The sequence below is a fragment of the Bradyrhizobium ottawaense genome, assembly GCF_900099825.1.
Lineage (GTDB): Bacteria > Pseudomonadota > Alphaproteobacteria > Rhizobiales > Xanthobacteraceae > Bradyrhizobium > Bradyrhizobium ottawaense_A.
This window is the reverse complement of record NZ_LT629693.1, coordinates 6,216,589-6,243,551: the sequence shown is the minus strand read 5'-3', so window position 1 is coordinate 6,243,551 and position 26,963 is coordinate 6,216,589. Positions and strand designations below refer to the sequence as shown.

Annotated in this window: 22 protein-coding genes and 6 pseudogenes; 18 read left to right on the top strand and 10 right to left on the bottom strand. The window is 55.0% G+C overall.

Features of this window, described 5'->3' with window-relative positions:
• Window positions 1–26: 26 nt before the first annotated feature.
• A complete protein-coding gene (locus BLR13_RS29190; protein WP_074816684.1) occupies window positions 27–1,454 on the bottom strand; it encodes a hypothetical protein in 1,428 nt (475 codons plus the stop codon).
• A gap of 196 nt (window positions 1,455–1,650) precedes the next feature.
• Window positions 1,651–3,711, bottom strand: a complete 2,061-nt coding sequence (locus BLR13_RS29185) for a hypothetical protein (RefSeq protein ID WP_143039612.1) — start codon at window positions 3,709–3,711, stop codon at window positions 1,651–1,653.
• An 843-nt stretch (window positions 3,712–4,554) separates the two neighbouring features.
• Between BLR13_RS29185 and BLR13_RS29175 the strand changes: the two genes are divergently transcribed.
• Together BLR13_RS29175 and BLR13_RS42725 are read left to right on the top strand one after the other, a co-directional pair.
• Complete coding sequence (locus BLR13_RS29175; RefSeq protein WP_143039613.1) at window positions 4,555–5,046, top strand: hypothetical protein; 492 nt, start codon at window positions 4,555–4,557, stop codon at window positions 5,044–5,046.
• Between the two features lie 688 nt (window positions 5,047–5,734).
• Window positions 5,735–5,848: pseudogene (locus BLR13_RS42725) on the top strand (PEPxxWA-CTERM sorting domain-containing protein); the annotation flags it as partial.
• Between the two features lie 317 nt (window positions 5,849–6,165).
• Here BLR13_RS42725 and BLR13_RS41980 read toward each other — a convergent pair.
• The 4 genes and pseudogenes from BLR13_RS41980 to BLR13_RS29145 form a co-directional block, all read right to left on the bottom strand.
• Window positions 6,166–6,461 (bottom strand): annotated as a pseudogene (locus BLR13_RS41980) (ERF family protein); the annotation flags it as partial.
• Entirely contained in the window at window positions 6,445–6,639 is a 195-nt protein-coding gene (locus BLR13_RS29160; protein WP_433994295.1) for a hypothetical protein, read from the bottom strand. The pseudogene BLR13_RS41980 and the gene BLR13_RS29160, both read right to left, overlap by 17 nt.
• A gap of 736 nt (window positions 6,640–7,375) precedes the next feature.
• Complete coding sequence (locus BLR13_RS29150; RefSeq protein ID WP_074816702.1) at window positions 7,376–8,572, bottom strand: ERF family protein; 1,197 nt, start codon at window positions 8,570–8,572, stop codon at window positions 7,376–7,378.
• Window positions 8,556–9,387 (bottom strand): annotated as a pseudogene (locus BLR13_RS29145) (YqaJ viral recombinase family protein). Before BLR13_RS29145 ends, BLR13_RS29150 begins: the two are co-directional and overlap by 17 nt.
• Before the next feature lie 87 nt (window positions 9,388–9,474).
• On the opposite strand from BLR13_RS29145, the gene BLR13_RS29140 reads away from it, so the two are divergent.
• The 8 genes from BLR13_RS29140 (at window position 9,475) to BLR13_RS29105 (ending at window position 15,711) form a co-directional block, all read left to right on the top strand.
• A complete protein-coding gene (locus BLR13_RS29140; RefSeq protein WP_074830985.1) occupies window positions 9,475–9,726 on the top strand; it encodes a transcriptional regulator in 252 nt (83 codons plus the stop codon).
• Between the two features lie 122 nt (window positions 9,727–9,848).
• Window positions 9,849–9,971 (top strand): hypothetical protein, encoded by a 123-nt coding sequence (locus BLR13_RS42315; protein ID WP_283808257.1) that lies wholly within the window; start codon window positions 9,849–9,851, stop codon window positions 9,969–9,971.
• A gap of 22 nt (window positions 9,972–9,993) precedes the next feature.
• Window positions 9,994–10,377: a hypothetical protein gene (locus tag BLR13_RS29135; protein WP_143039614.1), complete on the top strand. Its 384-nt coding sequence runs from the start codon at window positions 9,994–9,996 to the stop codon at window positions 10,375–10,377.
• A gap of 510 nt (window positions 10,378–10,887) precedes the next feature.
• Window positions 10,888–11,880 carry a glycosyltransferase family 2 protein gene (locus BLR13_RS29130; protein WP_074816710.1) on the top strand — a complete coding sequence of 331 codons (993 nt, stop codon included), beginning with the start codon at window positions 10,888–10,890 and terminating at the stop codon, window positions 11,878–11,880.
• A 297-nt stretch (window positions 11,881–12,177) separates the two neighbouring features.
• Window positions 12,178–12,942, top strand: a complete 765-nt coding sequence (locus BLR13_RS29125; RefSeq protein WP_083387552.1) for a PEP-CTERM sorting domain-containing protein — start codon at window positions 12,178–12,180, stop codon at window positions 12,940–12,942.
• Between the two features lie 885 nt (window positions 12,943–13,827).
• The gene (locus BLR13_RS29115) at window positions 13,828–14,097 is read left to right on the top strand and encodes a hypothetical protein (protein ID WP_074816726.1); all 270 of its coding nucleotides are present in this window, start codon (window positions 13,828–13,830) and stop codon (window positions 14,095–14,097) included.
• Between the two features lie 1,105 nt (window positions 14,098–15,202).
• Window positions 15,203–15,412, top strand: coding sequence for a hypothetical protein (locus BLR13_RS29110; protein ID WP_433994234.1), 210 nt, complete (start codon window positions 15,203–15,205; stop codon window positions 15,410–15,412).
• On the top strand, window positions 15,412–15,711 hold the full coding sequence (locus tag BLR13_RS29105; RefSeq protein WP_074816731.1) for a hypothetical protein: 300 nt from the start codon (window positions 15,412–15,414) through the stop codon (window positions 15,709–15,711). The genes BLR13_RS29110 and BLR13_RS29105 overlap by 1 nt, the downstream gene beginning before the upstream one ends.
• A gap of 286 nt (window positions 15,712–15,997) precedes the next feature.
• Here the strand turns inward: BLR13_RS29105 and BLR13_RS29100 are convergent, their stop codons facing one another.
• Window positions 15,998–16,954 (bottom strand): IS481 family transposase, encoded by a 957-nt coding sequence (locus BLR13_RS29100; protein WP_074830238.1) that lies wholly within the window; start codon window positions 16,952–16,954, stop codon window positions 15,998–16,000.
• Window positions 16,955–17,667: 713 nt separating this feature from the next.
• On the opposite strand from BLR13_RS29100, the gene BLR13_RS29095 reads away from it, so the two are divergent.
• The 8 genes and pseudogenes from BLR13_RS29095 (at window position 17,668) to BLR13_RS41975 (ending at window position 25,643) form a co-directional block, all read left to right on the top strand.
• The gene (locus BLR13_RS29095) at window positions 17,668–18,291 is read left to right on the top strand and encodes a PEP-CTERM sorting domain-containing protein (protein ID WP_074816734.1); all 624 of its coding nucleotides are present in this window, start codon (window positions 17,668–17,670) and stop codon (window positions 18,289–18,291) included.
• A 347-nt stretch (window positions 18,292–18,638) separates the two neighbouring features.
• Window positions 18,639–19,394: a hypothetical protein gene (locus BLR13_RS29090; RefSeq protein ID WP_074816737.1), complete on the top strand. Its 756-nt coding sequence runs from the start codon at window positions 18,639–18,641 to the stop codon at window positions 19,392–19,394.
• A gap of 805 nt (window positions 19,395–20,199) precedes the next feature.
• Window positions 20,200–20,307: pseudogene (locus BLR13_RS42720) on the top strand (PEPxxWA-CTERM sorting domain-containing protein); the annotation flags it as partial.
• A 393-nt stretch (window positions 20,308–20,700) separates the two neighbouring features.
• Window positions 20,701–20,940 (top strand): hypothetical protein, encoded by a 240-nt coding sequence (locus BLR13_RS29080; RefSeq protein WP_074816742.1) that lies wholly within the window; start codon window positions 20,701–20,703, stop codon window positions 20,938–20,940.
• Window positions 20,941–21,410: 470 nt separating this feature from the next.
• Window positions 21,411–22,403, top strand: a complete 993-nt coding sequence (locus BLR13_RS29075; protein ID WP_083387553.1) for an SGNH/GDSL hydrolase family protein — start codon at window positions 21,411–21,413, stop codon at window positions 22,401–22,403.
• A gap of 2,250 nt (window positions 22,404–24,653) precedes the next feature.
• Window positions 24,654–24,770: pseudogene (locus BLR13_RS42715) on the top strand (PEPxxWA-CTERM sorting domain-containing protein); the annotation flags it as partial.
• Between the two features lie 436 nt (window positions 24,771–25,206).
• The gene (locus BLR13_RS42310; RefSeq protein ID WP_283808256.1) at window positions 25,207–25,329 is read left to right on the top strand and encodes a hypothetical protein; all 123 of its coding nucleotides are present in this window, start codon (window positions 25,207–25,209) and stop codon (window positions 25,327–25,329) included.
• A gap of 32 nt (window positions 25,330–25,361) precedes the next feature.
• A complete protein-coding gene (locus tag BLR13_RS41975) occupies window positions 25,362–25,643 on the top strand; it encodes a hypothetical protein (protein ID WP_244524957.1) in 282 nt (93 codons plus the stop codon).
• Between the two features lie 89 nt (window positions 25,644–25,732).
• Here BLR13_RS41975 and BLR13_RS29055 read toward each other — a convergent pair.
• From BLR13_RS29055 to BLR13_RS40615, 3 genes and pseudogenes are all read right to left on the bottom strand, one after another.
• Window positions 25,733–25,966, bottom strand: a pseudogene (locus BLR13_RS29055) (transposase domain-containing protein); the annotation flags it as partial.
• Between the two features lie 7 nt (window positions 25,967–25,973).
• Window positions 25,974–26,180 (bottom strand): PilZ domain-containing protein, encoded by a 207-nt coding sequence (locus BLR13_RS29050; protein ID WP_244524956.1) that lies wholly within the window; start codon window positions 26,178–26,180, stop codon window positions 25,974–25,976.
• Window positions 26,181–26,720: 540 nt separating this feature from the next.
• Window positions 26,721–26,945, bottom strand: coding sequence for a hypothetical protein (locus tag BLR13_RS40615; protein ID WP_143039616.1), 225 nt, complete (start codon window positions 26,943–26,945; stop codon window positions 26,721–26,723).
• Window positions 26,946–26,963 lie beyond the last annotated feature (18 nt).

Here is a 26,963-nt window from a genome sequence, read left to right as displayed (position 1 = left end):
AATATTCACATTGGCGCTCAAAAACCTTACGATTTTCTGTTGCTCAATGAATTGGAAATTGCGAGGCGACCTTGGCCGGGATTCTTGCCCGCTAACAGCCCAGCCCCCGAGAGACCGCGGGCCCTTAAGAGATCAGCACGTCCCAAAAGGGCTCCCGTTAATAACCAGGGCCATGAGGCAACCGACGCATTGGGCAGTTGATCAATAACGCCCATGGCTACGATTAGCGACAAGGCTCCTAATGACAACGCCTCTCGGACGGTCATTGCAGATCGACTGACCACGCTAGCCAGGAAAACTGGCAACGTCAGCAACAAGAACTCCGCAAGAAACCCCACGAATCCAAACTGACCCATTGTGATAATCCATCGTCCGTCGGTGACGGTACGGTCATCGCCCTCTTCGGTGTAGACCCGGTTGCGCCCAAATCGCCCCCAGCCAAACCAAAAGCGCTCGTTCGCGTGCGCCAACAATTTGTCCTCGTTGTCAAAGCGATATTGGAGCGAATCGGCGCGCAGTTCGCTCACGCCCGCGAAAATACCTGACAAGGTAGTCGTGGGAAAAATGTCAACGATACGAAGAATTGGAAATGTCAATGCAACCGTAACAAGCAACACGGCAATGCGATGCTGTAGTCGCAAAGACCCAAAATACACTAATGGGCCGCTGATTAAGCCATAAACCAGCGCACCGAGGCTCTTACACAATATCAAGATTCCAGCCAGGTAGACCGTGGTCCCAGCCGCCGGGAGGCCGAATACCTTGATCCTCATTCGCCAGAGTGCGCATCCAGCAACCATCGTCGTCATCATGAAAAGCGACGCGATAAGTCCGTGCCCCAGGAACGCCATGGGCCTGTAGCCTCCGCCTCGTATGCCTTGCAAGAACTCGCTTGGGCGAATTCCGTAAATCCAAGCATGCAGTTGAGGACTCATACGAATCTCAAAAAGCAATGGAACCGAGTAAAGTAATCCCGAAACCACTAAAGCACGAAAAATGAGGGTGGTTGTTTCTGCTTGCCTGAACAGCTGCCGTCCAATCAACAGCGGAAGTATCGAAATAAGCTGCGAAAGTGAAGCGGATACTGCATCGTAGTTGCCAACACCCGGCAGTACTTTGTCGCCAACCACAATTGGATCGTTATTGAGCGATGACGTAATGAATGGGCTCAAGACGTAAATGACAACTAGGCATTCTACGAGACCGAATTTTCTCCAAATTCGGAATGAACTAGGTGAAGCAAAGATACATCCGATCAAGCCGCAGATATTCGGTATGGAACTCTTGTCGAACTGAGGAATCATTTCGATTTTGATTACCGCACCAACCGGCAACAGCAAATAGGCGCCCAGAAATGTCCAGATGGTCGCCTGAGTAATTGGGCGACTTAGATATAACCATAGCCCAACGATCGGCCAAATGCAGAGAGCAAAATATGCGAAGAGATTTGGCATCACCAATGCGCAGCATTAGAAGAACAATCGATTCTTAGGGTCGCAAATACGCGTTGATCAGTAGTCAAGCGCAATGCTACGAACTCCTGCGAACCCGAGCGACATCAACGAAGCTCGGGCTGCAAGATATATCGGATACGCACAAGACCGTCATCCCCCAGGGCAGAAAAAAGGCACCCTTCACACGTCGCATTCCTCAGTGGTTGAAGGCCACAATGGCATTCCACTGAGGCGGATTCGGTGCCTGGTAAATGTTTTCCAATACCGCCCAAGCTCCGTTCGATGGAGTCATGCCAGAAAGCTGAAAGCAGGACGGAAATTCAGCCACGAAATCGGCATCTGACAATCCAACAAAATTGTTGTAGTTAGTAGTCGTAAATCCACTAAGGGACAGTGACTGCTTTGAGGCAGCGCGGAGGAGATCTACCTGTGATGTTCCCCCTCCAGTGTAGTCAGGTGAGTATCCTCCCTCGTAACAGCACATTTTTTTGACTCCGAATCCCTTGGCCCAAGCTTTCCAGTTGGCATACATCTGCGCGCAGCCGTAGAGGGTGAACCCTGTTGTGCCGCTATTCAGGGTACCGGTGTAGTTGCTCGCGATTTGTTGCTGGAGCGTTGGGTTTCCAGACGCTGCAGCGTAAGCGGCAGCATCCGAAGTTTCCTGGGCGGTCTTGTATTCCGACGGAATAATATAGTTGGCGACCGCAATATGCGTTACCCAGTTCGATGCCGCGCTTTTGACATAAGGCGACTGGGCGGGCGTAGACTGCACCAGGTACTTGGTCGATGCCAATCTTGGATTGCTCCCCGATGTACCGCCCGCCTGTGCTCCTCCTGCCGTTTGGACTCCGCAAATGACTTGGTACCGAGTTCTATTTCCTCCGTAAGCAATGCTGACGATCTGCCCCAATACCGACATCGCCTTGCCGTACCAATTTTGATAATCTGCACCCCATCCGTAGGCTTGAGCCTTCGCATTCGCGTAGCCTGTCTGAAAAAAGCCACCGGAATTATTCCACGTTTCGTTTGGCCCTTCAAAACGCGGTATCATCCACGACGGACTATTGTCACGGCAATAGGCCGCCAGACTCGGCATGAAGTCCGTTGCCGGATCGATAGCGAGCGGTGGCGTTACAAAATACGGGTGCGCACCTATTTCGGCACACAAGCGAACCATCAGTTCCGGCGGGCATCCGTTATTCAGTCCAGCGTTGCGGCCAGCAAGATCTCCACCTTGCTTGATCCAGGCGTTCAGAGTCGCATCATATACCAACGTGCCCGTTGTGCCGGCGACGGGAAACGAATTGCCACCGCTTGACAAAGGACCCGAATACTCGCTCAGAATGTTGATATCGCCGGTTCCGTTTACATTTAGCGTGCTTGCGGTGCTATTGCTGGCATTGAATTTGACAATAATGGTCGCTTTGTCCACCAAGCTAAAATTCGGTAGTGTGGCGGTATAGACAGAACCGTTATTATTCGTAGTTCCTGCGTAAAGACCGCTGCGAAATTCAGAGCCTTGATAGTAGACATAACTAACGGGCTTTCGCGTTGCCCACGTCGTAACGTTGGTCATGTTACCTGCTTGCCAATTGAGAAAGCGAATTACGCCAAAGTTTGCTTCCATCAATCGTTGCTTGAACTTTATTCCGAAGACCTGACCGGCGATTATCGCTGCCTCATCCAGCTCGTGGAAAACCTTCATATTCGTGATACGGGGATTCCCGATCGCTGAGATGCCGATAACCAGTCTGGTCAACGTTGTTGAAAATACATACCTGCCTCTTCCATTAGTGCTCGTCGTGCTTCCGCTGACTGTCGCCCCGTTGTTACACGCGATTGTTCCGGTGCCGTCCCATGTTACGACGTAGTTACCCGGGCGCTGAATCTGAGGGGGTATGAAGAACACCGTGTAGACACCGCCATTCGTGATGGAGGTCGGATAACCATCGCTATCGAGGGTGGCTGGGTCAGGATAACCGCTATTGTCTAGAAGGGCCCATGATTGGGCAGTCTTCAAGCAATTCAAGAACGGATAATCCCCGCCAATCTGCAGGAAATTCAAATTCACCTGTGATCGACCGCCGTTGAATGTTGCCGCTGTAAAGCCCGACGTCGTTGTCGGTGTTGGCGTTGGCGTTGGAGACGGCGCAGGGAGAGGCATCTTTGCCGAAACTGCCGTCGGAATCATGGCGAGTGCCGCCATAGACGCTAGAGCGGTGAGGCTGGTGCCTTGCAGGAAGCTTCTACGGTTCATGCGAGATGTCATCGGTTTGGCCTACATCTAAATTAAAAGGTTAATTTTCAGGATCGGCGAGCGCAAGGCCGGCGAGTCGTTCCTTGCCGGAATATCGGACCGCTCATGGTGCATCGAAAACGAACGTTCCCCGGTTTTTAGGGGATCGCGGAGCGCAGCCAAACGGCCACCAGGACATCGCTTCCTTCAACACATCACCTCCGGAAATCCTTCCGTGAATTCGCACCGGATGGTGCCAATCAAATGGTATCCAAAACGTTGATGAGTGGAACCGGCTAAAAAGACGGTGAATGTTCGGTAGTACATGCCGGAAAACTCGAACCCGATTTATTGGTAAAAGTTGAGGAGCCGAGCAAGCGTTAAGGACTCCTGAACTGCAGGGAACGCCGGTCGCATGCAACCGGATTGCGATCGCGAATTCGAGCGCCCGCAATGGTCACCCGATCCCGACGCCAGACGCCGCCGCAGGCCGTGCCACGGGGTGCCGAACGCATTGCGCCGGCCGGGGACGATTTCAGGCCCCCATGTGCCGTTCGGTCCGCCGAACCAGAGAATTAATGCTACCCCGGCAACAGACGTGGTTACCAGGGCACGCGCTCTGGATATCATCGCGGCGATGCCGTATGACGCCGTCATTGCAAATATGACTAGCCGCCCGCGTAAATCTTCTCGTCGTCATCATCATCTACCGTGTCGTCCATCTCACGATCGATTGCCCGCATTCGGTTGCTTTGGAAATTGCGCGCCTTTCGGGCGCCCGCGTCGCCGTCTGGGAGACGGAACGGGGGACAATTCAGCCGAGCTGATCCGGCAAGCCATCGACGCCAACGGCTGATCGCCGTGGTGCACACTTACGATCTCGGCTTCACCGGCGGCAACAACGCCATCACCCGGCTGGCGCTGGAGTCGGAAGACCCGCCGGAATATGTCCTGCTGCTGAATGCGGACACGATCGTGTGGCCGAACGCCTTCGAGGCGCGGGTTGATTTCATGGATCAAAATTCGAAGGTGGGGATCGCGGGCAGCCGCTTGGAGGATCCCGACGGCACCCGCAGCGGTCTGCGTTCCGGTTCCAATCGCCCCTGGGGGGAATTCGAGGGCAACCTGAAGCTCGGGCCCGTCAGCCGCCTCCTCAGCCGCTGGGTCGTGGCACCGCCGGTCGTCAATGAACCTTTTGAAACGGACTGGGTCTCGGGCGCCAGCATGACTGCGCGACGTCGGCCTGCTCGAAGAGGGCTATTACACCTATTTCGACGACATCGACTATTGCTCGAGTGCAAAAAAGAAGGGTTGTTCGGCCTCTACCTCAAGCAGATCGAAGCTGATGGCCCCTGACTTGGAGCCCTTGGCCCGAAGCCCGTGGCCGCTGGCCTCCCTGGCGTCCTCCGGCACCAGCTTCTTCAGATCAGCCTTGACCACTTCATGCTCTTAGTTGAGACGGCCCCCCGCAATTACAGCTCTACGACCGCCATTGCCGAGGCGGATTGGGTCTGGAACCGCGAGAATAAGAGAGCCCTGCATGGCGCCAAGTCCGCAAAATTTGTCGGAGTATTGACAGCTATTAACGACTCTGAAACCATTGCATATCAATTAAATGGGGATTTAAATGAGCGTTATATCGACTTTCGTTAAAGGTGGAGCTGCGCTGGCTTTGCTGGCCAGCTTGGCGAGCTTCTCGCCCGCTGATGCTTCGGTGCTTTTCAGTTTTACCGAAACTGGCGCCGGAATTTCCGCATCAGGTGTCTTTACGGCCGACAGCAACGGTAACGGGACTTACACGGTCACCGCAATCAACGGCACGCTCAACGGCGATGCGATGACGTTGATTATTCCCGGCGGATATCAAGGCAACGACAATCTCCTGACATATCCTGGCAGCCCGGCATTAGAGTTTGGCGGCCTTTCCTATGTCGCGAATGCGATTTCTTATAACCTATATTATAACGCAAGCAGCGGTTTTTGCTCTGCGGGGTCCTACTGTAGCTCTACCGATCCAGCGGGCCCTGATACGCCTGTTAGCTTCTCTGTGGCTGCCGTCCCCGAACCCTCAACCTGGGCGATGATGATCTTGGGCTTTTTTGGGCTGGGCTTCTTGGCCTACCGCCGCAAGAACAACGTGGCGGTTAACGCCGCTTAAGCACCCGCTCCTCTCTCAGTTCGTTTAAGGGGCCGCCTCTTTAGGCGGCCCCTTTCTTTTGTCGCAACGTCTGTTGCTCGTAGATCTTGTTGACCGTGGCGCCTCATGGCGGCAATTCGTTTCGCCGCGGCTCCATCGTGCAATAGGCGAGGAAACTCGCGCAAGCCATGCATGTTCTAACTGTCACGGTGGCTAACAAATTGAGCGGATCGTCTGGGCGCTCTTCCTGATGATGAGGAGGAATCTAAGCCTGGGTTCGCCCATCTTGGATGCCCCGCCGAGCTTCGGCTTGGCAGCTTCACTTACTGTAATGGAGAGACCGGCAGATCGGATGCAATCCATTCACCTGACGCATGCGCGAGTGGGGTCGTCAGCCGGATCTGCGCCTGGTCGATCGCGGTGGTCTGGAGGGGGGCGATCTCATGCTGTCCCAGCGCCTTGCGGACGATATCCAATCGGCTGGCAAGCGAGGCATAGCGGAAGGTCCGGTCGCTCTCCCGCGGGAACGGCCAGCGAAGGTCGCGATCAGGGACTTCTCGGGGTTGGTCAGTTCGGCTTGGGCCTTGGCAAGCGCCGCAGCGATCGCCCCGATCGTTTCACTGGAACGGTGCATGTTCGACCTCCACCTCAATCAGGTCGAAGCTGATGGCCCCTGACTTGGAGCGCTTGGCCCGGAGCCCATGCCCTGTGGTGGCCTCCCTGGCGTCCTCCGGCACTACCTTCTTCAGATCAGCCTTGGCGGCTTCATGCTCCTGGTGAGCCGCCCTGGTAATTTTTAAAGTGCCTGCCATTTCGACCCAGCTGTTCGATCGCCCTCTTCGAGAGGTGTAACGCGATGACGACGAAGGCAGCCTCACGAAAGCAAACGCAACTTGCGCGGGCTTTGCCCAGTCCTACTCCCACGATCGCCTAAGCATCGACACTATACTCTTAATCATCATTTACTGGATTTATCTTCCGATTTACTTGCAGCATGAACGCACGCTCTGCGCTCGTTTGTCAAATTCACGGCGAAGTGTGATTTCTCGTAACAGTGTATTGCGGCGGTGTTGAGCTGATTGCATCAATCCGTCGAACAGATTCAATGGCTCTCTCGCCAGCAAGAAGACCTCTGCATTGATAGCGCATAAGTCAAATCCACCTCTCTGCAGGCGGGCTTCGATTTCGGATGCAGCAGTCGAGTCGTTGCTCCATTCTGTTGGCGTGCCCTCACTGCGTGCTTGCACGAGCATCTTGCTCTGCGGAGGCATGCCCGCGCCGTCTAATCTTGTAAAATTGATGCAATTGCGTTGGCACGGTAGACTTGGAGGATCTTCTCCTTAAGACGCCTATAGCGTAAGATCTCCCACGACAATTCGATTAAATCCAAGATCCAAAGCCACTCCATGTTTGTTTTGGGCCGAATGTCCTCGATCATCATTCCGCGGATGATTTCGAATTCATGTTTGCTTTCCCCCGGCAAGAGACATGAAGGCCCCTCAAATGTTCTTAAGTCCAGAGGAATGGATTGCATGTGAGCAGGCCCATTCATAACTGCTCTGCATCCGATGAAGGTTCGCGGATTTCGACTGGAATATCACAACTCATTTTGTTGCGGCCAGATAGGGTGGACTCCCAAAGGCTTCTTGCCGTCTCAAGCGGCGCAAAGGGAATATTGGCCCACCATGCGATCTCATTGCCGTGACGATGAAGTTCCATATGATGCTCGCGACACAACGGAACCGTAAATTCGTCGCTCACTTTTCGTCCAAGCGCTCGAGGTTCGGCAAACTTAAGATGGTGAGCGTCACTAGGAGAGCGCCGACAGACCAAGCATGGATGGGCTGCTACGAAATTCAAATGTGCTTTGTTGCGAGCTCTGACTGGTTTGCGCAAAGGCGAAACCAATTGAGGGGCGATCTGTAACGAGCGACCCGGAACTTCGATCTTGTTTACAGCCTCGACATTCGTCGACGGCAGCTCAGCCACCTTGCTAATCGGCTCGGAAGCGGTTTCGAGTACATCAAGACGCGAAGCACGCAGAACAGATAGATAGGCGATTTCTACGGCACCCGCGTCCACTGTCGTCAGAGTGTTTTTCGCGGGCAATCGCCGATGCGCCCACAGCGCAAGGTCGTCCTCGTCTTTAAGGGCATTGATTTCAGTAATCAGCCGTTCGCGTAGCGCTGCCGACGCCTCGGATGCGAGCACGGCGGCTTTCGACGGCTTATGGAGGGACCCGCTCGGCGGATTTCGGCTACTTTCACCGGCGCGGATGACACCAACAGGAAGATTGATCGCGGGAGAAGGCTCGACTAGTAGATCCGGAGCATCCAGGTCGTCTTCGCCGGCGATCCCAACCAAGGCAAACAGAGCATACCGACGCGCATAGCTTAGAGCGGCACCCATCCGATGCGGGTTAGCGGTTTCGCTGGTTGGACAGATCGGCCAGTCCGACGAAATCCATTCTCCTGACCCATGCGCCAAAAGTGTAGTCAGGCGGATTTGGCCGGCGGCCTCGTCGATCTGAGTTGTCTGGATGGTAGCAATCTCATGCTGCCCAAGTGCCTTGCGCACGATCTCGAGCCCGGTTGCCAGGGAGGCATAACGAAAAGTACGGGCGCTCTCTCGCGGGAACGGCGAGCGGATCGTAGCGACCAGGGATTTCTCTGGATTCGTCAGCTCGCCCTGCGCTTTAGCTAGTGCCGCAGCTATGGCACCAATGGATTCACTGGAGCTGTGCATTGGCCACCTCCCCGTCGATCAGATCAAAGCTAATTGCTCCTGACTTCGATCTCTTGGCGCGAAGCCCATGCCCAACAGCTTCCTTAGCGTCTTCCGGGCACCAGTTTCTTAAGGTCGGCTTTAGCGCCCTCGTGCTCTTGAGCGGCAGATTTAGTTCGGCGGAACATCGTTGCAAACTCAGCCCAGCTGTTCGAACAGCTCATGTCGACAATCCGTACCGCTTCCAGCCGCGGCCTCGGCGTTTCGACTCCGAATAGCCGGGGCTCCTCGCCATCCATGACGCAGCGCCAAAACTTCTTTTCTGCGGTCAGAAGTAGGTGCTGATACAGCGGATCGGCATGAATGGTGAGCTCCACCCATTTGCCTCCACCCGTGATTATTGAAAGAATCGCGGACCTCGAATTCGCAACCCACATATTATGTTGGAGCTGCGCCATGTGCTTTTCGGCGGCGGCTTCTTCTGAGAATGTCCAGGGCAGCATGAACTTGGCTTCGAACACCGCACCGCCAGGGTCCACCCGACCATCCAGGGTGGCAGCCATCCATTTGTGGACGGGGTGATGAATTCGTCGCTGCACGTCCTTGATGGCATAGCCGCTGTTGCGCTCGTACCAGAGTCGGTTGAGGTCTTCGGTTACGGTCCCCAGCTGGACAATCAAATTTTCAGAGAGATTCTCCGGATTGACCTCCCCTCTCTTCTCGCGCCAAAGGCGAACCAGTCTGACATCGTCACCGCCCATGATAATTCGAGCGTCCGAACCGCCTACGAAGCCACGGCGGTTTACATGCGAGTTTGTATCGGCGAATGATTTCATCGGACGCCTTCCCAGCGCTAAACCTCAAGGTTATTTATTACCCGTATGGGTAAATATAGCCCACATGGAGTTATTGTCAAGATGAGTTTGACAGCTTTATCGGGTGCTCAAATTCGGGCAGCACGCGCGCTATTGAAATGGAGTGCAACAGATCTCGCTCGCGAGTCAGCGTTGGGCGCAAATACGGTCAGACGGGCTGAAGCATCAGACGAAGCTACTTCGCTGACGCTTGCAAATGAGCTCGCAATCCGCAGGGCGTTGGAAGCAGCCGGCGTCGAATTCATCGACGAGAATGGCGGCGGGCCAGGCGTACGGTTCAAATTACGAAGCAAAAAATAGAATGGCGTTTTAAACGTCGCAAATACGGGCTCCGCTCGGAATCATGGTGGGGCTCGCGACTGGGAATATCAGAGGCACACATCCGCGCTAAAGCGATGCAGATTTGTGGAGCCGATCTGGCAATGTTCAACCGCATGGCAGCGAACTTCGAGGCTTCGCTCCGAATTCTTCAAAAGGAAAGCGACCGCCGCCGCTCGGTCAAAAATAATGACCACGTTGTCACCGATGGCGATGAACCAGAGTGACCAATTTCGAGTCGAGAACATAATGGCTACAGAAAAGCAGATCGCGGCCAACCGTGCCAATGCGCAACGCAGCACCGGGCCAAAAACTCTTGTTGGCAAGATGAAGTCCGGCCGCAACGCGTTCCGGCATGGCTTGTCATGTCCGACGCACCCGGACCCCGTGAAGGTAGACGCGCTGGCCCAGATGCTGCTCGACGGCGCAGCAACTGACCTGCGCCTTTCCGTGGCAACTGAATTGGTCACAGCACAACTCGAGCTGTTGGCGATCCGCTCGGTGCGGGCGGAAATTCTGGCGGCAATCGACATCAAAGCCGGCGGTACCCCAGGCCTCTTCCGGTTGCAGGCATTGGACCGTTACGAGCGCTATGCGCACACCAAGCGCCGCCGGGCGGCCCAAAAACTTTGAACCCGAATGGGCTTTTAGCTATTTGCCAGAACGAGCCCAATTTACTCCAGCCAAACGTCCGGCGACGATTTCAACGCGAACAGGCCATAACGTTTTTTATTCGCGTCGCATGCCGATGCGGGTACAGTTCCAAAAAAGACCCCGCCACTGGGGCAGCTTAACCAAAGCTCCACAAACCGCCGCCCGGTTCCAGGCTGTATGCTATAGGGCGGTTGACCTTGGAGGGACTGTCTATTGGATTCTAGAGTTTTTGCGATCTGCAATAAGGGACCAGAGACGATGCACGTGGCCCAAGAAACACCGGCTAATCTAGCCCGCTTTAGCGTCATCTGCGAATCCTGTGGTAGCCTCACGATCAAAGCTGCTGATCTGACGCAGATCGGCTCCAACCCGATCGTCCGCTGCGGCCGTTGCGATGCAGTTCGCGGAACGCTTGCGCAGTTACATAGCCTCGCCCGCACCGGCACGGTCGAGTTCACAGTTTAATTTGCCAAGAGCGGTCTCGTCCCAGTGAAGCTCCTCGTTGTCATCGTCAGCTACCGCGTCGTCGACCTCACGATCGACTGCCTGCATTCCGTCGCCAATGAAATTGCAAGCGTCCCGGGCATACATGTCGCTGTATGCGAGAACGGGACAGGCGATGATTCCGCGCAACGCATCCAAAAAGCCATCGACGAAAACGGTTGGGCGTCCTGGTGCACGCTGACGCCGCTTGAGGTCAACCTTGGCTTTACCGGCGGCAACAACGCCGTCATTCGCCCGGCGCTGCAAGCGGACGATCCGCCGGAATACGTCTTGCTCTTGAACGCGGATACCATCGTGCGGCCGAACGCCTTCAAAGCGCTGGTCGACTTTATGGACAAGAATCCCAAAGTCGGTATCGCCGGCAGCCGTCTCGAAGACCCTGACGGCACCCCGCAGCGATCCGCGTTCCGGTTCCAATCTCCGTTGGGCGAGTTTGAAGGCAACTTCAAGCTCGGATTGGTAAGCCGCCTCCTGAGCCGTTGGATCGTGGCTCCCCCGGTCGTCAACGATACCTTCGAGACCGACTGGGTCTCCGGCGCCAGCATTTTCATCCGCCGTCAGGTCCTGCTGGATGTCGGCCTGCTCGACGAAGGTTACTTCACCTATTTTGACGACATCGACTACTGCTTCAACGCGAAGAAAAAGGGCTGGCCAACTTGGTACGTCCCGGCGAGCCGGGTGGTGCATCTGGTCGGTCAATCCACCGGAGTGAATAGCAAGCCTAAGCGGCTGCCGCCCTACATGCTTGACGCACGCCGAAGGCACTTTCTGAAAAACTACGGCCCGCTATACGCGGCCGCCGCCGATGCCTGCATGATCCTTGGGCTGTCGCTCTGGCGCCTGCGGGTTGTGCTAACCGGCAAAAGGGACACTGCCGCCCCCCACGCCCTTGCCGATTCGATCAGGCACAGCGTCTTTTTAAAGGGCTTTGCGCTTCAAGATGTCGAGAACCCCGCGCTTGCAGGCAATCGTGGATAACCCAATCCAGAGCGTCCGCCGTCAATGCTTCGTGTCTCTCGCTTTATGCTAGCGCTTTGAGGAGCCGCCTTCGGGCGGCTTTTGCTTAGCCCACGCGTTGTCTCGCCGTGTCGAGTTTGGCATATTTCGAAGATCACACGGCCAGTTAATCATATGATTGCGTTGCAGAGCGCCGCGAAACTCTCAGGTGTTATTATTGCGCTCCGGCGTGGCGGGGGGCTTGCAATTTCCATAAAAGGGCGACATAATTTTTAATAAATAACCTGTTTTTTAAATTGTTGCAGCATAGGTCATTAAATGAATAAAGCCGTCTCCGCCTCGACGTACAAAAGACTTTCGGCTGTCGCAGCGACACTGTTTGGGGCAACCCTACTTGGATTGGCGCCCGCAAAAGCCTCAACGATTGTCTGGGATTTTGCCACGATTGCTCCGTCGTCTGGCTCGGCAAACCACGATAACATTGGCACGACGACATCCTTCACTTCCGGCGGGGTGACGATCGGGGCTGCCGGATTCACAAGCTCCGGAATGCCATTGAGCCACGACACGCCCGACGCACGCTTGTATCTCAAAAACATCGGCGGACCGACGGGGGACGAGCAAGGGATCGGCTTGGTCGACGATAGAAGCGGGGACCACGAGATTAGCGGCCCCAATCTGATTCAAATTGACTTTCGCGCTGCGCGGACCGCGCACGTGACGGGTTTCTCGTTCGAAATGAATAGCTCTACTGGTGGCGAACACTGGCTGGTTTACGGTTCCAACTCAGCGAACGCATTAGGTAGTTTAGTAGATTCTGGCTACTCGGAAGGCCTTCAAACGCTCAGTAGCGTAAATAACGCCAACGCGTACAGTTTTTACTCCTTCAAGTTCGACCCGGTTCACGGCTATGGTCACTCCACTGGAGGTACCAATGTCCTGCTTGAGTTGATCGAGGGTCAACTCGTGTCTGTGCATGGAGTGCCAGAATCCTCGACATGGGCAATGATGATCCTCGGATTCGCTGGCATTGGCTTCATGATCTATCGTCGGAAGCGGAATCCAACATTGATGGCCGTCTGATACGCGGTGTTCGGCGTTGAAGAGTAAACGCCGCCTACGGGCGGCTTTTTAGTGGCGGCTCATTGATTTCCAACCTCATCACGTCCCCTGCGTAATGGGACGAGCTATTTCAGCAGTTTCTTGTAAATCCAGCGGCGACCGTCGTGACGACGCCAGACCCGGCCCCAGGTAAGTCGGCCCGTGATCGTGCGGCGCGGCACCACGACGGTCCAGACATGCCAAGCGGTTGCCCACTCAGGCTTAGATTTGTGTGATTGAACGATACGCTGCACGTCGTCGTGACTTAGACTCATACGCGGCTCCGCACTCAAACAAAGCCGCCAAGCGAGTATGATGCTCGACGGCTTGCTGGGGTCATGTCCGGGCGGGGGAATTGCCCGGTGGCCAAACCTATCGCGTCGATCAGTCAGCACAAAGCTCGTGAATATTAAGCTCAAGCATTAAGCCTTACCGCCTCCGTTCGGTTGAAGCTGCTCAGGAAAACAAAATGGAGCGGGTTGCTCGCGCCGGCTTGCAGGCGGCCCGAATTAGGCAGCGCCAGCGGATTCTATAAGGTAGCTATCGGCGTCTTTGTCGGTGGCGTGCGAAGCACGCTGTCAGCCCGATCCATCGAATTCCGCTCAGCTATGGGGTTGGCCCGCTCGGGAGCTTCTACCTTTTTGCCAGGCCGCATCTATGGTATCATGACTATGGCAAATAAAAATCTGCAACTAAGAAACGCGGCCCGCTCCGACCGGCAAAGGGCCCTCCGGTTCAGATAGCCAAGCAAAGCGCGCCCCTGACCAGCCCTGAGGCAATTCGGGCCATGATGGAAACCATCCTGCACATCCTGCCCAAGGACCCGGGAGAGAAGCCAGCCAAAAAGGTAAAAGCGAGGGTATCTCCATGACGATCGATGAGGATCCTGAGATCGAATATTCCTCACTCTGCGAAGAGGTCAGCCGACAAGGAACCACGGTCAAGCTCCAAATCTATCGGCTGAAGGGAAGCGCTGAAGGCTGGTCGCTTGAGGTCGTTGATCACAAAAATGGCTCGACAGTCTGGGAAGATTTGTTTGCGACCGATCAAGAAGCTCGCGAGGAATTTTACCGGACGCTTGAGCTGGAGGGCATTCATAGCTTTGCCGAAGATCGTCCATCAGAATCGTTGCACTAAAGAATGTGCGTTCGCAAACCCCTCCGCCGGCTGCTAGAGAGCGAGCTAAAGGAGCGCAAGCCATGACCGATCCAGATCCTATCGAACTTGCTGTGCAAGAGATTCAGCGGACCGCTCCCCGCACCAAACCCGCGGGTTCTAATCCCTTTGCTGCCAAGCCGGCCGCCGACGTCGCCAGCAGTACTTGAGCCGGTGCCCCAAAAGCCAAGCAAAATTAAAACACCTCCGGCGCCGGAGCTTGCAAGCCTGCCACGCGAGAACGCGATCGCTCTGCGATGAAGCCTCCGGGACATCGATCGCAAGCGAACCAAATTTTCGCCGGTCAGTCTGGCAGATCTGAAGCTCTTGATGGAAATGGGCTTGGTTGAAATCAACGATAATGCCCTCTCGCTGACCGCCGAAGGTCATCGAGCAATCGGTTGAAAGGCAGAGCGACGCGAAAGGCGCGTCGTGCTGGAATTGTTCGCCGGCCTATCATTGGCCTTTTTGCTCTATTCTTTTTATGAAGAGTGGTCTCAACGCCGATTGAACAAAAATCGTCTTTCAGTAATGCGAAAGAATTTCAGGGCAGGTAGAAGTTGGAATGTGGCGAAAGGTCAATGGAGCGATTGAAATCTCCCTTCCCCATTGAACCTGCTGCGAAGCGATAACCAATCATACAGCACGACGAAGGGAAACCACCTGCCGGCTTGTCGGACTTGGGATGGTGGCCCAAAATTGAAAAGACTCTCTTTGCTAGCGATCCAGCGCGCGCAGCCACCGGATTCTCTCTAAATCCTTATCCTAGCGCTGCCCGCACCCTCTCCCCTGCGGGCGCCTTCCTTCACGAATAGCCCGGACCCTTCCACCTGATAGCGAGCCTCATTCAACCTCGCAGTTCCCCTCCAACCTGATTTCGTGATAGAAACCACAATCCCAAGTCTAAAAATTAAAAAAACTGGAATTGGCTAGCTGAAAACCACGGGGGCCGGATAGATACCCCCAAATTGTCGGACGCATGAGAGAAGATCGCTTCGATCGATGCCTGTATCGCCATGCAGGACGCCGAGATTAGTCTCCCGAAACTAAGCCACCGGCTTATCGAGCTCGGGTTGAAGGCAAGAAAGTGAAGGCGATGCTTAAGCGGTGGTCTTTTGCGGAGCAGCGTCGATTAATGGAAGTTTCCAAGTCATCGAAATCGTTTGAGGAGATAGTAAAACGCACCGGACGAAAGCCAGATTCCGTCCGAAAAATGGCGTTAAAATTGGGGATTACGATTGATGCGCAATCAGGAAAATATGTGTCGATGCGGGGGCTGAAGGCGAAAGGCAAATAATGCCCAACCCATTGGGACTGATTTTCACCATCGAGGTCGCCGGCAGGCCAACGGTTTCCTTTGAGGCCCGGCAACTCCGGGAAGCATCCGAGCTTTGCCACGAGGAGTGGTTTCGATCTGATCTGAACGCCCTCTCGTCGAATGGCGAACCGGTTTACAAAATCGGCGCGAAGTTAAAGGCTCGCATTGCCAATGAGGCGGAGGGAGCTAAGTACCGGGAAGCGTCGCCAAAGATGGAAGTCTCTGACGATATTTTCATGGTTTACTTGGTCACACTGGACGCGGTCGGGCTCCCCTAAGCAAAACGACGCAGATCCGCATGCGCAGCTTAGTCTCGACGCCATCGACCGCGACGGACGATGCAGGACACCGCCGGTCGGCATGTCCGACACGTGCAGTGGGCCGCAGGCTTGCGTCAGAGGTTCGTGACGAGAGGTTAGTGACGCTGACCTTTGTTAAGTTCGTCATCCCCTTGCCGTTGTTGAACCTTTTCGGCGTTTCCCCGACCCAGTCCTATGGGCTCCACTGCGAACCGTCCGGGCCGGCGTACTGAAAGTGATAGTCTGATTGTATTCAACACGCGCCTTAGGTGTGGAGCCTCAAGAGGTTGTCCTTGGACAAACCGAGTCTGCTGATCGGCGTTTGTGAGTCTATACCACCATGGGGTCTGTGCCAGTTGTATTGATGCAGCCAGATCGGCAGCTCTTGGGCGCGCCGATCTGATGTTGGATAGGCTTTGGCGTAAGCCCATTCCCGAAGTGCGGTCTGGATGAAGCGCTCGGCCTTGCCGTTAGTTCTCGGCGTGTAGGGCTTGGTGCGGATGTGTTTGATGCCTAGGTCCCGGCAAGCGTCGCGGAAGGCAAAGGACTGGTAGCAACTCCCATTGTCGGTCATGACGCGCGTGACGGTGACGCCGAGGCTTTTGTAATACGCCACGGCGGCCTTGAGAAAGGGAACAGCACTGTCCGCCGTCTCGTCGGGCTTGATTTGGGAGAAGGCGACGCGGGAATGGTCGTCAATGCAGACGTGGACGAAATCCCAGCCAGCGCCCCGGCTCTTGTTCGGACCACTCGGATCGCCAGTAATGCGGTGCCCGACACGCTGGAAACGCCCGAGCTTTTTGATATCGATGTGAATGATCTCGCCTGGGCTCTCGCGCTCATAGCGGCGTTCCGGCTCGGCTGGCTCCAGATCCCGTATCCGGTTCAGTCCCAAGCGGCGAAGGATGCGGCTGACGGTGGCCGGCGATACCTTGACCTCAGCCGCGATCTGCTTGCCGGTGTGGCGCTGCCGGCGCAACGTCTCGACGGCCTTGCATGTGGCGGGCGGGGTTTGGCTCGGCGATGAATGGGGTCTGGAGGAGCGATCGCGCAACCCTTCAACACCTTCTGCACGGAACCGCTTGACCCATTTGGCGACGGTCTTCGGTGTCGTGTTGAACAGGTCAGCCGCGGCGGCTTGGCACAGCCTGCCCTCGACGACGCTTCGCACCATCGCCTCTCGACCTTTGGGCGTCAAAGGCGCATTCTTGTGGACGTTTATCTGGTCTCTCCTTGGAACACTGAAGCTTCGCAACCTCAGCTTCCTCGGTTCAGACCAGATGGACAACCTCCTGAAAGACCACACTTAGGGCGTTCAATTTTGAATTTTCTATTTCGCGACTTCCCCATGAGGTGAAGCACTTTCGCCGGAGGATTTGAGATGCCAAAACGTCGTAGGACGATGGCAGTTGATCCTGTCAAACCAAAGGCCGCAGACCGCAAACCCGCACGCGCGAACGTAATTCAATTCAGATTAAGCGCTTCCTCCAAGCCCCGCCCTTCTCAGCGTTTGTGTCCATCCGACGGCCGTGATCCGGGACCGTCGGGCTTCGATTGGAAAGAATTAAAGCCATTTTAGCCACGCATCCCCTATGCTGCTGCGGATCGCTGCCGAATACCAAGATCGACGAAGCTGCCCAAGATCGGCCTTCTGCCTTGATCTACTATTACAGATGCGTTCCATGCGCAGAGATCATCGAGGTCACGCCCGAGGTCCAAAATGACCGGTATTCACGCGGCTAGAGTCATATTTGTCTGCAACGGGTGCGGATCACTCTACCAAGCCAACCAGGCCGCGTTTGTCCAAGCTGTTGCAGGATACTTTCACTGCGGCGAGTGTAGGAGCGAGGTTCACCGGTGGTCTGGCGTTTACGACTACACCGGCTGGCATCGTGTTAACCTGACAAAACAAAAATGGCGTGGCCGCGACGGTCGATGACCTATATCGCGAATGGCTCCCCGACCGGCCCGCAGACCCAATTTTCAACCTTCAATACCTCGGGCACGCTGGAGTATTGGACCGATCCGAGCTTGACGCAGACGGCTACCTACACGACACCCAGCGTAGCGATAAACACTTCGAACTCCACGTTGACTGCGGGAACCGTTCAATGGGCTCCTGGGCAAGCCTCGTTTCATCCCGGACAAAACGGCGAAATCGCCTATTATTCTTTTATTGCTCCGATCACAGCCGTTTATGCGTTGAATGCAAGTTTTGGCGGTCTCGATTTTGTCGGTCCGACGAATACCAATGTGCAAATCTTGCTTGATGGCGTCTCATTGTTTTTGGGCAACGTGGGCGGGTTCGGCGCCGGACCCTCTTTCGCTAGCAACACTCTATCAATGACAGCTGGAGATCAGTTGCTTTTTGAAGTGAGTTTCAACGTGCCCAACCCGCGCGGAAGTGGGCCGTTCTACTACGACACGACGGGAATATCGGCGACGCTAGTGACGGCCGTCCCCGAGCCGTCTACGTGGGCCATGATAATCCTCGGCTTCGCTGGCATGGGCTTCATGACCTATCATCGGAGGGCGAAGCCAGCATTGATGGCCGCCTGATCCAGGATTCACGTGTTTGGGTAAGAAGAGCCGCCTACGGGCGGCTTTTTTCGTCGACCTCATTCATTTTGAGCGCCCGACGCGCAACGGGCCGAGCTATTTCAGCATTTGAAATTCAGCGGCGACATGGTCCGGCGCGACAACGTTCAAGACATGCCACGCGGTTGCCCACTAAAGTTTAAATCCGTTGATGAGTGAACAGGTCTTGGCCACCCATTCCGGGCTATTGAATTAACCGATACGCCGCCGGCCGCCCATTTAATGAACCTCATGAAACGAGGGCTTGATTAAGATAACTATGAACGTTATAAAAGGTGGCACTTTTTTAATTGCTCTGCGAGGATTTGATGGCCCGTTATATAATTGCGGCTGGAGTCGTCTTTTCTGTGCTCTCTTGCTCGCCTGCATTCGCTAGCCTGGTTTATGACAGCCACGTAGACGTGGGTGCGCTAGGCTTTGGAAATGTTCACAGTCTTCTCACGGTGCAGGCGAAGAACTCCGACCATGGCGTGGAGTCCGGCGTCGTCAGCATAGTGGGGGGAGTTATAACGAAGGGCGGTGCGATCGCCAGCGCAAACGTCCACGACAGCAATGGCATTACCAACGCAGGTGGCCAGGAAGTCAATCCGTTCGGCGATAATCAGAAATTCGGCATCCCCACCCTGTCGTCGTTGCATTGGTCAGGAGCATCGCAAGTTCAGATCCTGTTCAATCCGAATGAGAGCGACAATCACATTAACGTCCGTGATATCACCTTGAAGTTTTACAATGGCAACACCGTCATCGCCGCAATCGATGGACAGCAGAACTTCTTGGGCCTGCCTGATGATCATGGTCACGGCAACGGTGGGTTCGTATTTGACGTAGATGGGCCTGAGCAAACCTACCTGAACAACACTGTCTTCAACCAAGTCGGGTTCGGTAATTTCCGAATTGCGCTAGAAGCGACGCTTGGCGACGCCGACGGCGGACCTGAAAGCTTTTCAGCGATTGCGGGGTCTGTGCCCGAGGTATCAACCTGGGCGATGATGCTCCTCGGCTTCGTTGGCCTTAGTTTTATGTCTTATCGCCGGAAGTCGAAGCAAGCACTAGTGACGGCGTAATTTGCGTCAGAAGGATTAAGTTGAAGAGCCGCCTTCGGGCGGCTTTTTGTTGGTGGCCGGATCGAAACGCGCGCAACGGGCTAACGGCGACCATCGTGGGCTTCTCTGGTGCACACTGCCTCCGCTTGACGTTAGCTGGCGAGAATAACACCTCATTCGCCCGGCACCACAATCGGACGATCCCCGAATAGTCTTGCAGGGCCAATGGACCGCTTCACGGATTCTGCCGTTAACCAAGACGCGAAAGAGCCTCGCGACCGGCACTTTGCGGGTTGACGTACGATATAATAAAACAGTTAATACATAATACATATTAAGGGTTAATCGAATGAATATTAAATCAGTGTCGTTGTTTATCGGGCTGGCGTTCGGCGCATCGGCAACACATGCCTCCGCCGCGACTTACACTTATACCGGCACTCCGAGCTTTGGTAATGAAAGCTATGTGACTGCGACGGCTGAGTTAAACTGCGTCGGCCCCTGCGCTGCCGGCGACTACCTTTATTCTTCGGATATCACCGCATTTTCGCTTAGCGTCCATTCAAAGACGACCGAATTACTTGAATCCGTGTCGTCCAACACGCCTGGCGTGACATTGGACGGCTGGGTTGATTATTTGAGACTAAACGAACTGGGGCAGGTCACTAGTTGGTTTCTGTACCTGAACGGAAATGGTGCCGATGCTCCTTTGATCTATACGATCGGAAACGCTGCTGGCTTTCCGACCATGGACTATGGGCTCAGAGGAACCTGTGACTCAGCTGAAACATACGTGAACACAGACACGGCCGGCACGTGGCAGGTAGCTGCCGTCCCCGAACCCGCGACGTGGGCCATGCTGCTTCTCGGCTTCGCTGGCGTCGGCTTCATGGCCTATCGCCGCAAATCAGGGGCAGCATTGATGGCCGCCTGACCCACTATTTTCGGTTACTAGAGCCGGCGCCCGGGGGCCTTCTTCGTGAAGGACGCTCCGCCGAGCCAAGCTTAAGCTGTGCGTGCCTAAGAGCCCTGCCCCGCCCAACCTTGCAGACAAGGACGGGCGTAAGTGCCGAACCAAAGTTTTCATGGCTTCCTAGGGCACGACAGGCAGCCCGGCTGCAGCGAGAGTTCATTAACCGCCGCCCTGCTATGATCTGAATAATCGCGAGCCTCAGGCTGGCGGGAGTAATGCGTAGGAAGCCCGCCGACTCAACCCGGCGGGCTTTTCTTCGCTTAAAGGCTAATTAATTCGCTTGAGCACCATTGCGCTTTGCGAAAAGCAACGGTTCAATGGAGTTTAGGCTAGTGTCGGCCGGAGTAGATTTTTATGACCAAGGCGATTGAACATATCGTGGCAGGCTATTCGACGCTCAAGAACCGAAAGGCGCTGGAAGAAATACGCGAGCATCGCAAGCGATTATTGATGGAGAATCGGATGAGCGCTGCTTCTTCTGGATTCAATCTGGACCGGATTACAGCTGATCTTGAGGATGAGATCAGCATCGTCGAGGCCGCGCTATCGAGATTTCAAGATCAAACACCGGGTCAGCCAATTGACTGGCCATAGGCGGTCCGCGATCCAGTCCACTCCTTCAGCCAAACCCGCATCGGACGCGCCTATCCCATCACGTCCAAAGAGCCCTCATGTCTTCGGGCCCCTCATGGGGCGTGCATAACGCGTCAGCGGAATCCTTTTGAATGATAAGCAGGGGTCATCTTTGCCGACCCTGCTGTCGTGAGCCACATCCGTAATCCGCTGAAAAAATTCGGTTGTCTTTCCCCTCCCCTAAGCGATTTAACAAGCATCCCTCCCAACGCTGGCGCCTTGGTCGCTGACGCCGCCGACACGAGACTAGTTGGGTTGTTTCGGAACCGAATCCTTTGGCGCTTTGCGACCGTGAGCCATTCTGATTTTCGTGGATCGGAAGGCTGACTAGATATTGCGGTGCAATGGCCATTGCCTGCGGGCGCTTGTTAGGTTTGGATAAGCGGACGGTACCCACAGCTCAAGTGGGTCCGTTTTGAAGGGAGTTGCGTATGCGAGTTTTTTTTAGAGCTATTTGCGCGAGCGCTTTCGCCGCTGCCCTAGGCACGGCGATTACTATCCTGCCGGCCGCGGCTAGTCCCTATAGTTCATTGGTGGTGTTCGGCGATAGTCTTTCAGACAGTGGCAACGCCGCGCTTCTGGGCGGCACGTCTGCGCCGAACATAACGGGTAATACTTACATTCCCAGCCAAGCCTACGCCCCCTCGGCAAATTTCAGCAATGGACCGGTGTGGGCTTCGGATGTCGCCGCCGCGCTCGGTCTTCCGTTACAGCCTTCAGTCATAGGCGGTACCAACTTCGCGTTCGGCGGTGCGACCACCGGGGGGCCCGGCCCAAGCCCCAATCTGATCACGCAGGCCGGCATCTATCTCGCCTCAACCGGTCACGTGGCTTCGCCTACTGCGCTCTATGTGGTCGAGGGCGGCGGCAACGACGCACGAGCTGCGCTCGGCGCGATCGTCGGAGGCACGGCGACGATTCAGGCGACCGCGCTTTCGTTTGCAGCCAACATCGCCTCGATCGTAAACGCCCTCGAGGTCGGCGGGGCTCAGCATATTATTGTCTGGGACACGCCCAATCTCGGCCTTGCGCCCGCCGTCGCAGCACAGGGAGCAGCAGCGTTGGCATCCTTGCTTGCAGCTGACATGAACCTGGCACTTGCAAATATACTCGCCGGCGACACCCGCGTATCGATCTTTGACATCTTTCACCTCGGCACGTCGATCGCAAACAATCCATCAGCGTATGGATTGACTAATGTGACGGATGCCTGCGGCGCCGCCCCCATTGGCACCAATTGCAATAACTACGAGTATTGGGACGGTATTCACCCAACCGCCGCGGCCCATCACGTAATCGCCGATGCGTTCATCGCGCAGGCCGTGCCCGAAGCCTCGACCTGGGCCATGCTGTTGATCGGCTTCGCTGGTGTTGGCTACATGACCTATCGCCGTAAATCAAAGCTGGCGTTGATGTCGGCCTGATCCGCGTTGTAAGACTGAGGGAGAGCCGCCATCGGGCGGCTCTTTCTTCAGGACCGCACCAGCCATGTCGGTTCATGAAACGCTTGAGACAGACCCGATCCCATTTGATCCGCGCCACCTGTCGTGCGGCTATAAAACTTCCCGGCCGTTTGGTTCTTGCGGTGACTGGAATCACGCCGATCCGTCGACAGCGTACCGCCGAGCAAAAACCAGAACGCATCTGAAAATAAGTCGCCGCGCTTTTCAATCGCCCCGCTCAGTCGCGTCGCAGGTGCGCTACCCGAACCAAAAGAAAATAGCGCTGGTAATGATGAAAGCTAACCCAGTGATTGGCAATTCATCAGAACGGAGAATTTTCGACGCGAGATTACGGTTATCTGAGATCGTATATCCGGTGCGACCGATGTCGAGGATAAACGCTGCAACTGCGAGCACTATCCAAACAATCGCGAACACACATAGGACCAAGATCATGCGCGACATTGGAATTCCTCACGCCGCATTTATTTTAACACTTGATATGACGACCTTGTGCTTGCGCAAGCTTGCCATATCCTCATCGATAATCAACCCGAGCCTGAAGCCAATTCGGATGCCGGCTACGGCAACTTGTTAGCGACTTGAGCGCCGGTTAAAGCGTTTGGCCAATCGATGACGACGTCGGGGCGAATATCGGTTGGAGGGCCAACCGTTTACGAACGCCCGCCAAGGAAATTGAAGCAACAATTCGAGCGACGGTGATGGGTTGTTTCCTGGCCATCGCCGTGTTGGAACCACCGACCCAACCGAACTCATCTTGCTCTGTTGGTCGTCACCCGGAGGCTCTCATCGGCGCACAGATGGAACGCGGGATAGCTCGTCGATCGTGAAAAATCTTGCGGTCGCCTCCCAGGGCCAGGCGGCTAAGTTAATTTCGCTTACTCTAGGCGTCAGGAAACGGCTTTATGTTGCCACGATCCCCGAGAGACCTCTCAAGTTGAAAAAAAATGAGTTGACATATCTTCCATAGTCAACACAATTATTCACAATTGGGTTATCATATTAAATTTCAACGCTTGCGGAGTATTTAAAATGCGCAGAGCGATTTTTCTGGCGACTTTGTTTTTGGTCCCATCGGTAGCCAAAGCTGCTCCTGTTGACACCATTGTGCAAAATACGCTGACGCCTGGCTTCCCCGGGACGTTTGCTTACGTGGGATACAATTCCTCGAATGTAGCCTTCGGACAACCCGTAGCTACGCAGTTCCTGTCGTTTGGCGGACGCTTCCATCTCGAGTCAGGCTCAAATGAGCAGACGTTCGCATCACAGACAACCGTGACGGCAACTCAGAATGGCGCCACCTTTAATGTTCCCTACTCTAACGCAGTGCCGGATCCCAATCTCTTTCAGACGTCGATCAGGTACAACCCGAACCTGCTCGGACCTTGGCAACTAACCGTCAGCAATCCGAATTATAACTCTCTTGTCGTCAACACCGCCGCTATTGCGAACCTGCCACCGCCTCCGTTCATAACCGGAGCGGCGATCAGCGGCACATCAGCGACAGTGACGACACCGACAATTACGTGGAATGCGCCGGCCGCTGTCGCTCTGCCAACAGGTTTTACTCAGAACACAAAAGTCTTCATCTTCGACCTGAACAACAACAAGCAAGAAATTTTCAGACAAGATTTGCCAAGCGGCCAAACCAGTATAACCATTCCGGCGAACCTTCCTCATTTTGGACCACTCAATCCAAACGGTCATTATGGCGTTCTCATCCGAGACGACTTTCGGCTGAATGACAACGCCACAACTGGAGCAAGCTCTCAGAGCTTTTTCGATTTTCATCCCAACGCAGTAACGCAATTTAGCGGTCCTGTGCAGGTACCCGTCTCATCGGTCAATACCGTCGGACAAACGGTCTATAGCTTCAACATTGACGTTAGCCATGGTCAGTCTGTGAACTTAGATCCTGCAGCTGCCCTCGGTTATATTTTCTCGATTGGTGTCGGCAATCCAAACTTCGCGACCGTCGAGCTCCCGAACTTAGGTATGTCTCATCCCTACGAACTCTATGTATGGAATGGCACGTCTTTCGAATTCAAGCAGGACCTTGCAGCTGATACATTGTACAACTTTGGTCAGGGCGGCATCAGCAAGTTCGAAATTCTGGGAATTGATCCGAGCTTGGGCCTTGATCCCGCCAATTCAACCGCGTTCGTCACCCAAGTTACGTTCACAGGAGACGGCGCATTTACAGGTACAATGACAGCCATTACCGCAGTCCCCGAGCCATCAACATGGGCAATGATTATCTTCGGCTTCGCTGGCATTGGCTTCATGGCCTATCGCCGCAAATCAAGGGCCGCATTGATGACCGCCTAATCCCCGATCGTCAGCTTTGAAATTAGGAAGCCGCCTTAAGGGCGGCGGCTTTTTCTTGTGTCGAGACTTTCGTTCGTGGGCACATAACGGATAACGGTCATCTGCAAAAAAGGAAAGTTTCGGTGGACTGAAAATGGGGCCGACCAAAGAACCCAAGTATTTTTCCTAGGTTTCAGTTCGAACTATCCTTCCGACACGTGCAATGGGCCGCAGGCTTGCGTCAGAGATTCGGTTAGCATCCGGTCAGTACCGCGGCGAGTTCACTCGTGCGGCTTATTGCGGCGCGGAAGTAGACCAGAGTCTGCTTTATGGATTTGGACGATAGCGGTGTTTTGACCCCACGTGGCTAATGAATGACGTGGATATCGACGATGGTCGGTTGACCGCGCGCAATGCGGATGTTGGGCTTCACTCAGGACAAAGCCTGAGACTACCGATGTCGACCGAATCCCAGTTGCGCGAGAAGTTGCGGAAGATCGAGGCCCTGTTCGCTGGGCCGGGACGGCCGGTGAACGCCTCGCTGCTGAGGCCGCGCTGGAACGTGTCCGGGCGCGTCTAGGCGAACTCAGCCGGCAGGATCCGTCGATTGAGATGCAGTTCTCGATGCCTGATCAATGGTCGCGCCATTTGTTTCTTGCACTGTGCCGACGCTATGGCATGAAGCCCTACCGATATTATCGGCAGCGGCGCAACACGGTCATGATCAGGGCGCCGAAGCGGTTTCTCGACCAAGTCCTGTGGCCCGAGTTTTCCGAACTTGACCAAGCTCTGCAAGCCTACCTTCATCAGGTGACGATGCGCGTGATCCGCGAGGAGGTCTTCGCCGATGCAAGCGAGGCGCAGGAGATTTCCGAGGCGCTGCCACCGAACTGATGGCAGATTTCGGCTGATCGTGAAGGCGTAGTTGATTCCGGCCATGGTCAGGCGGCCTGACTGGCCTGCGCGCCGGGCCTATGCCAATTTCATGGCAGCAGCTCGTCGAGCCTTTGAACCGGATGCTCGGCGATGCGCGCGAGAACGTCGGAGAGCCAGGCCTGCGGATCAATGTCGTTCATCTTGGCCGTGACGATCAGGCTGTACATCACCGCGGCCCGCTCGCCGCCACGGTCAGAGCCGCAGAACAACCAGGATTTTCTCCCCAGGGCGATACCGCGCACACCGCGTTCAGCGGCATTGTTGGACAGGCAGATGCGGCCAGACGATCTAATCGAACGCAACGCCGATTTTAAACTTACTGCGCCAGACGACCTGACACGGCAGCTTCAATCCATCGTCGGGCAAAAGCAGGTTGAACGTTGCAGGGATTTTTCCGCTTAGCTCGGAAATTTCCAGCGCTGCTCCAGTAACCGATAGGTCGCGAATCATGCAAGGAGTTTTGATTCCGCCGTATTCGATTTTGGCGGCCTTCATGACACGGAAGCGGGGCGCAGCCCGAGTCTCGACCATAACAGGCTTACCTGTCCATTTTGTCACGGAGCACTAGTAAACGCAGGGTTCTCTTGGATCGCTTCTTTGACAAACGGCGCTCCACAAGACGCAATGTCGTTCGGCAGACTGGGCACCGAAGAACAGACATCGTATATTCGAGTTGCAGCTTCGGCGTAGGTCTTCCTTCTATCGACTCCGCATGAAACACATGTCGGAACAGGAGCGGGTCCGACCGGAAGTGCGCTTGACAGTCGGCGACGGATTGGCATGTTAAGCTCGATTCTCTTAGGTCGTTAATAGGTACTTTTCTCTTTTGCCCGCCGCATCACGAAACGGCAGCTGAGGCATTCGAAAATTAAAACGAGCGGTTCAGACGAATACGCTTCGCGACAAGACATCACCATTCCTGATTTGCATTTCGGACAGTTGGGCAGAGACTGAGTAAGATAAGCGATCTGGTCTGTTGTCATTGAAGCAATCCAAGCTCTTCAGTCGATCAGTCGCAATCACCGAACGTGCCGACTAAATCCAGAATGATCCTTGTTCCTGCGAATCCTCATTAAGCCAAATCAACGCTTCACGTGCTCCAAGCCGAACAATTCTTTCTTCGCCCAAAGGAGTTGAAATGTCAGTGGAAAGATAAAGAACAAAGCCCTGATCATCACGAAATAGGGCTTCTCGGCCCTCAGCTGCCGCGAGCGATTCAGTGTCTATGAACGGTACATTCCGCAAACTGATCATTTGCATTCGAGCTCCATGATCTAA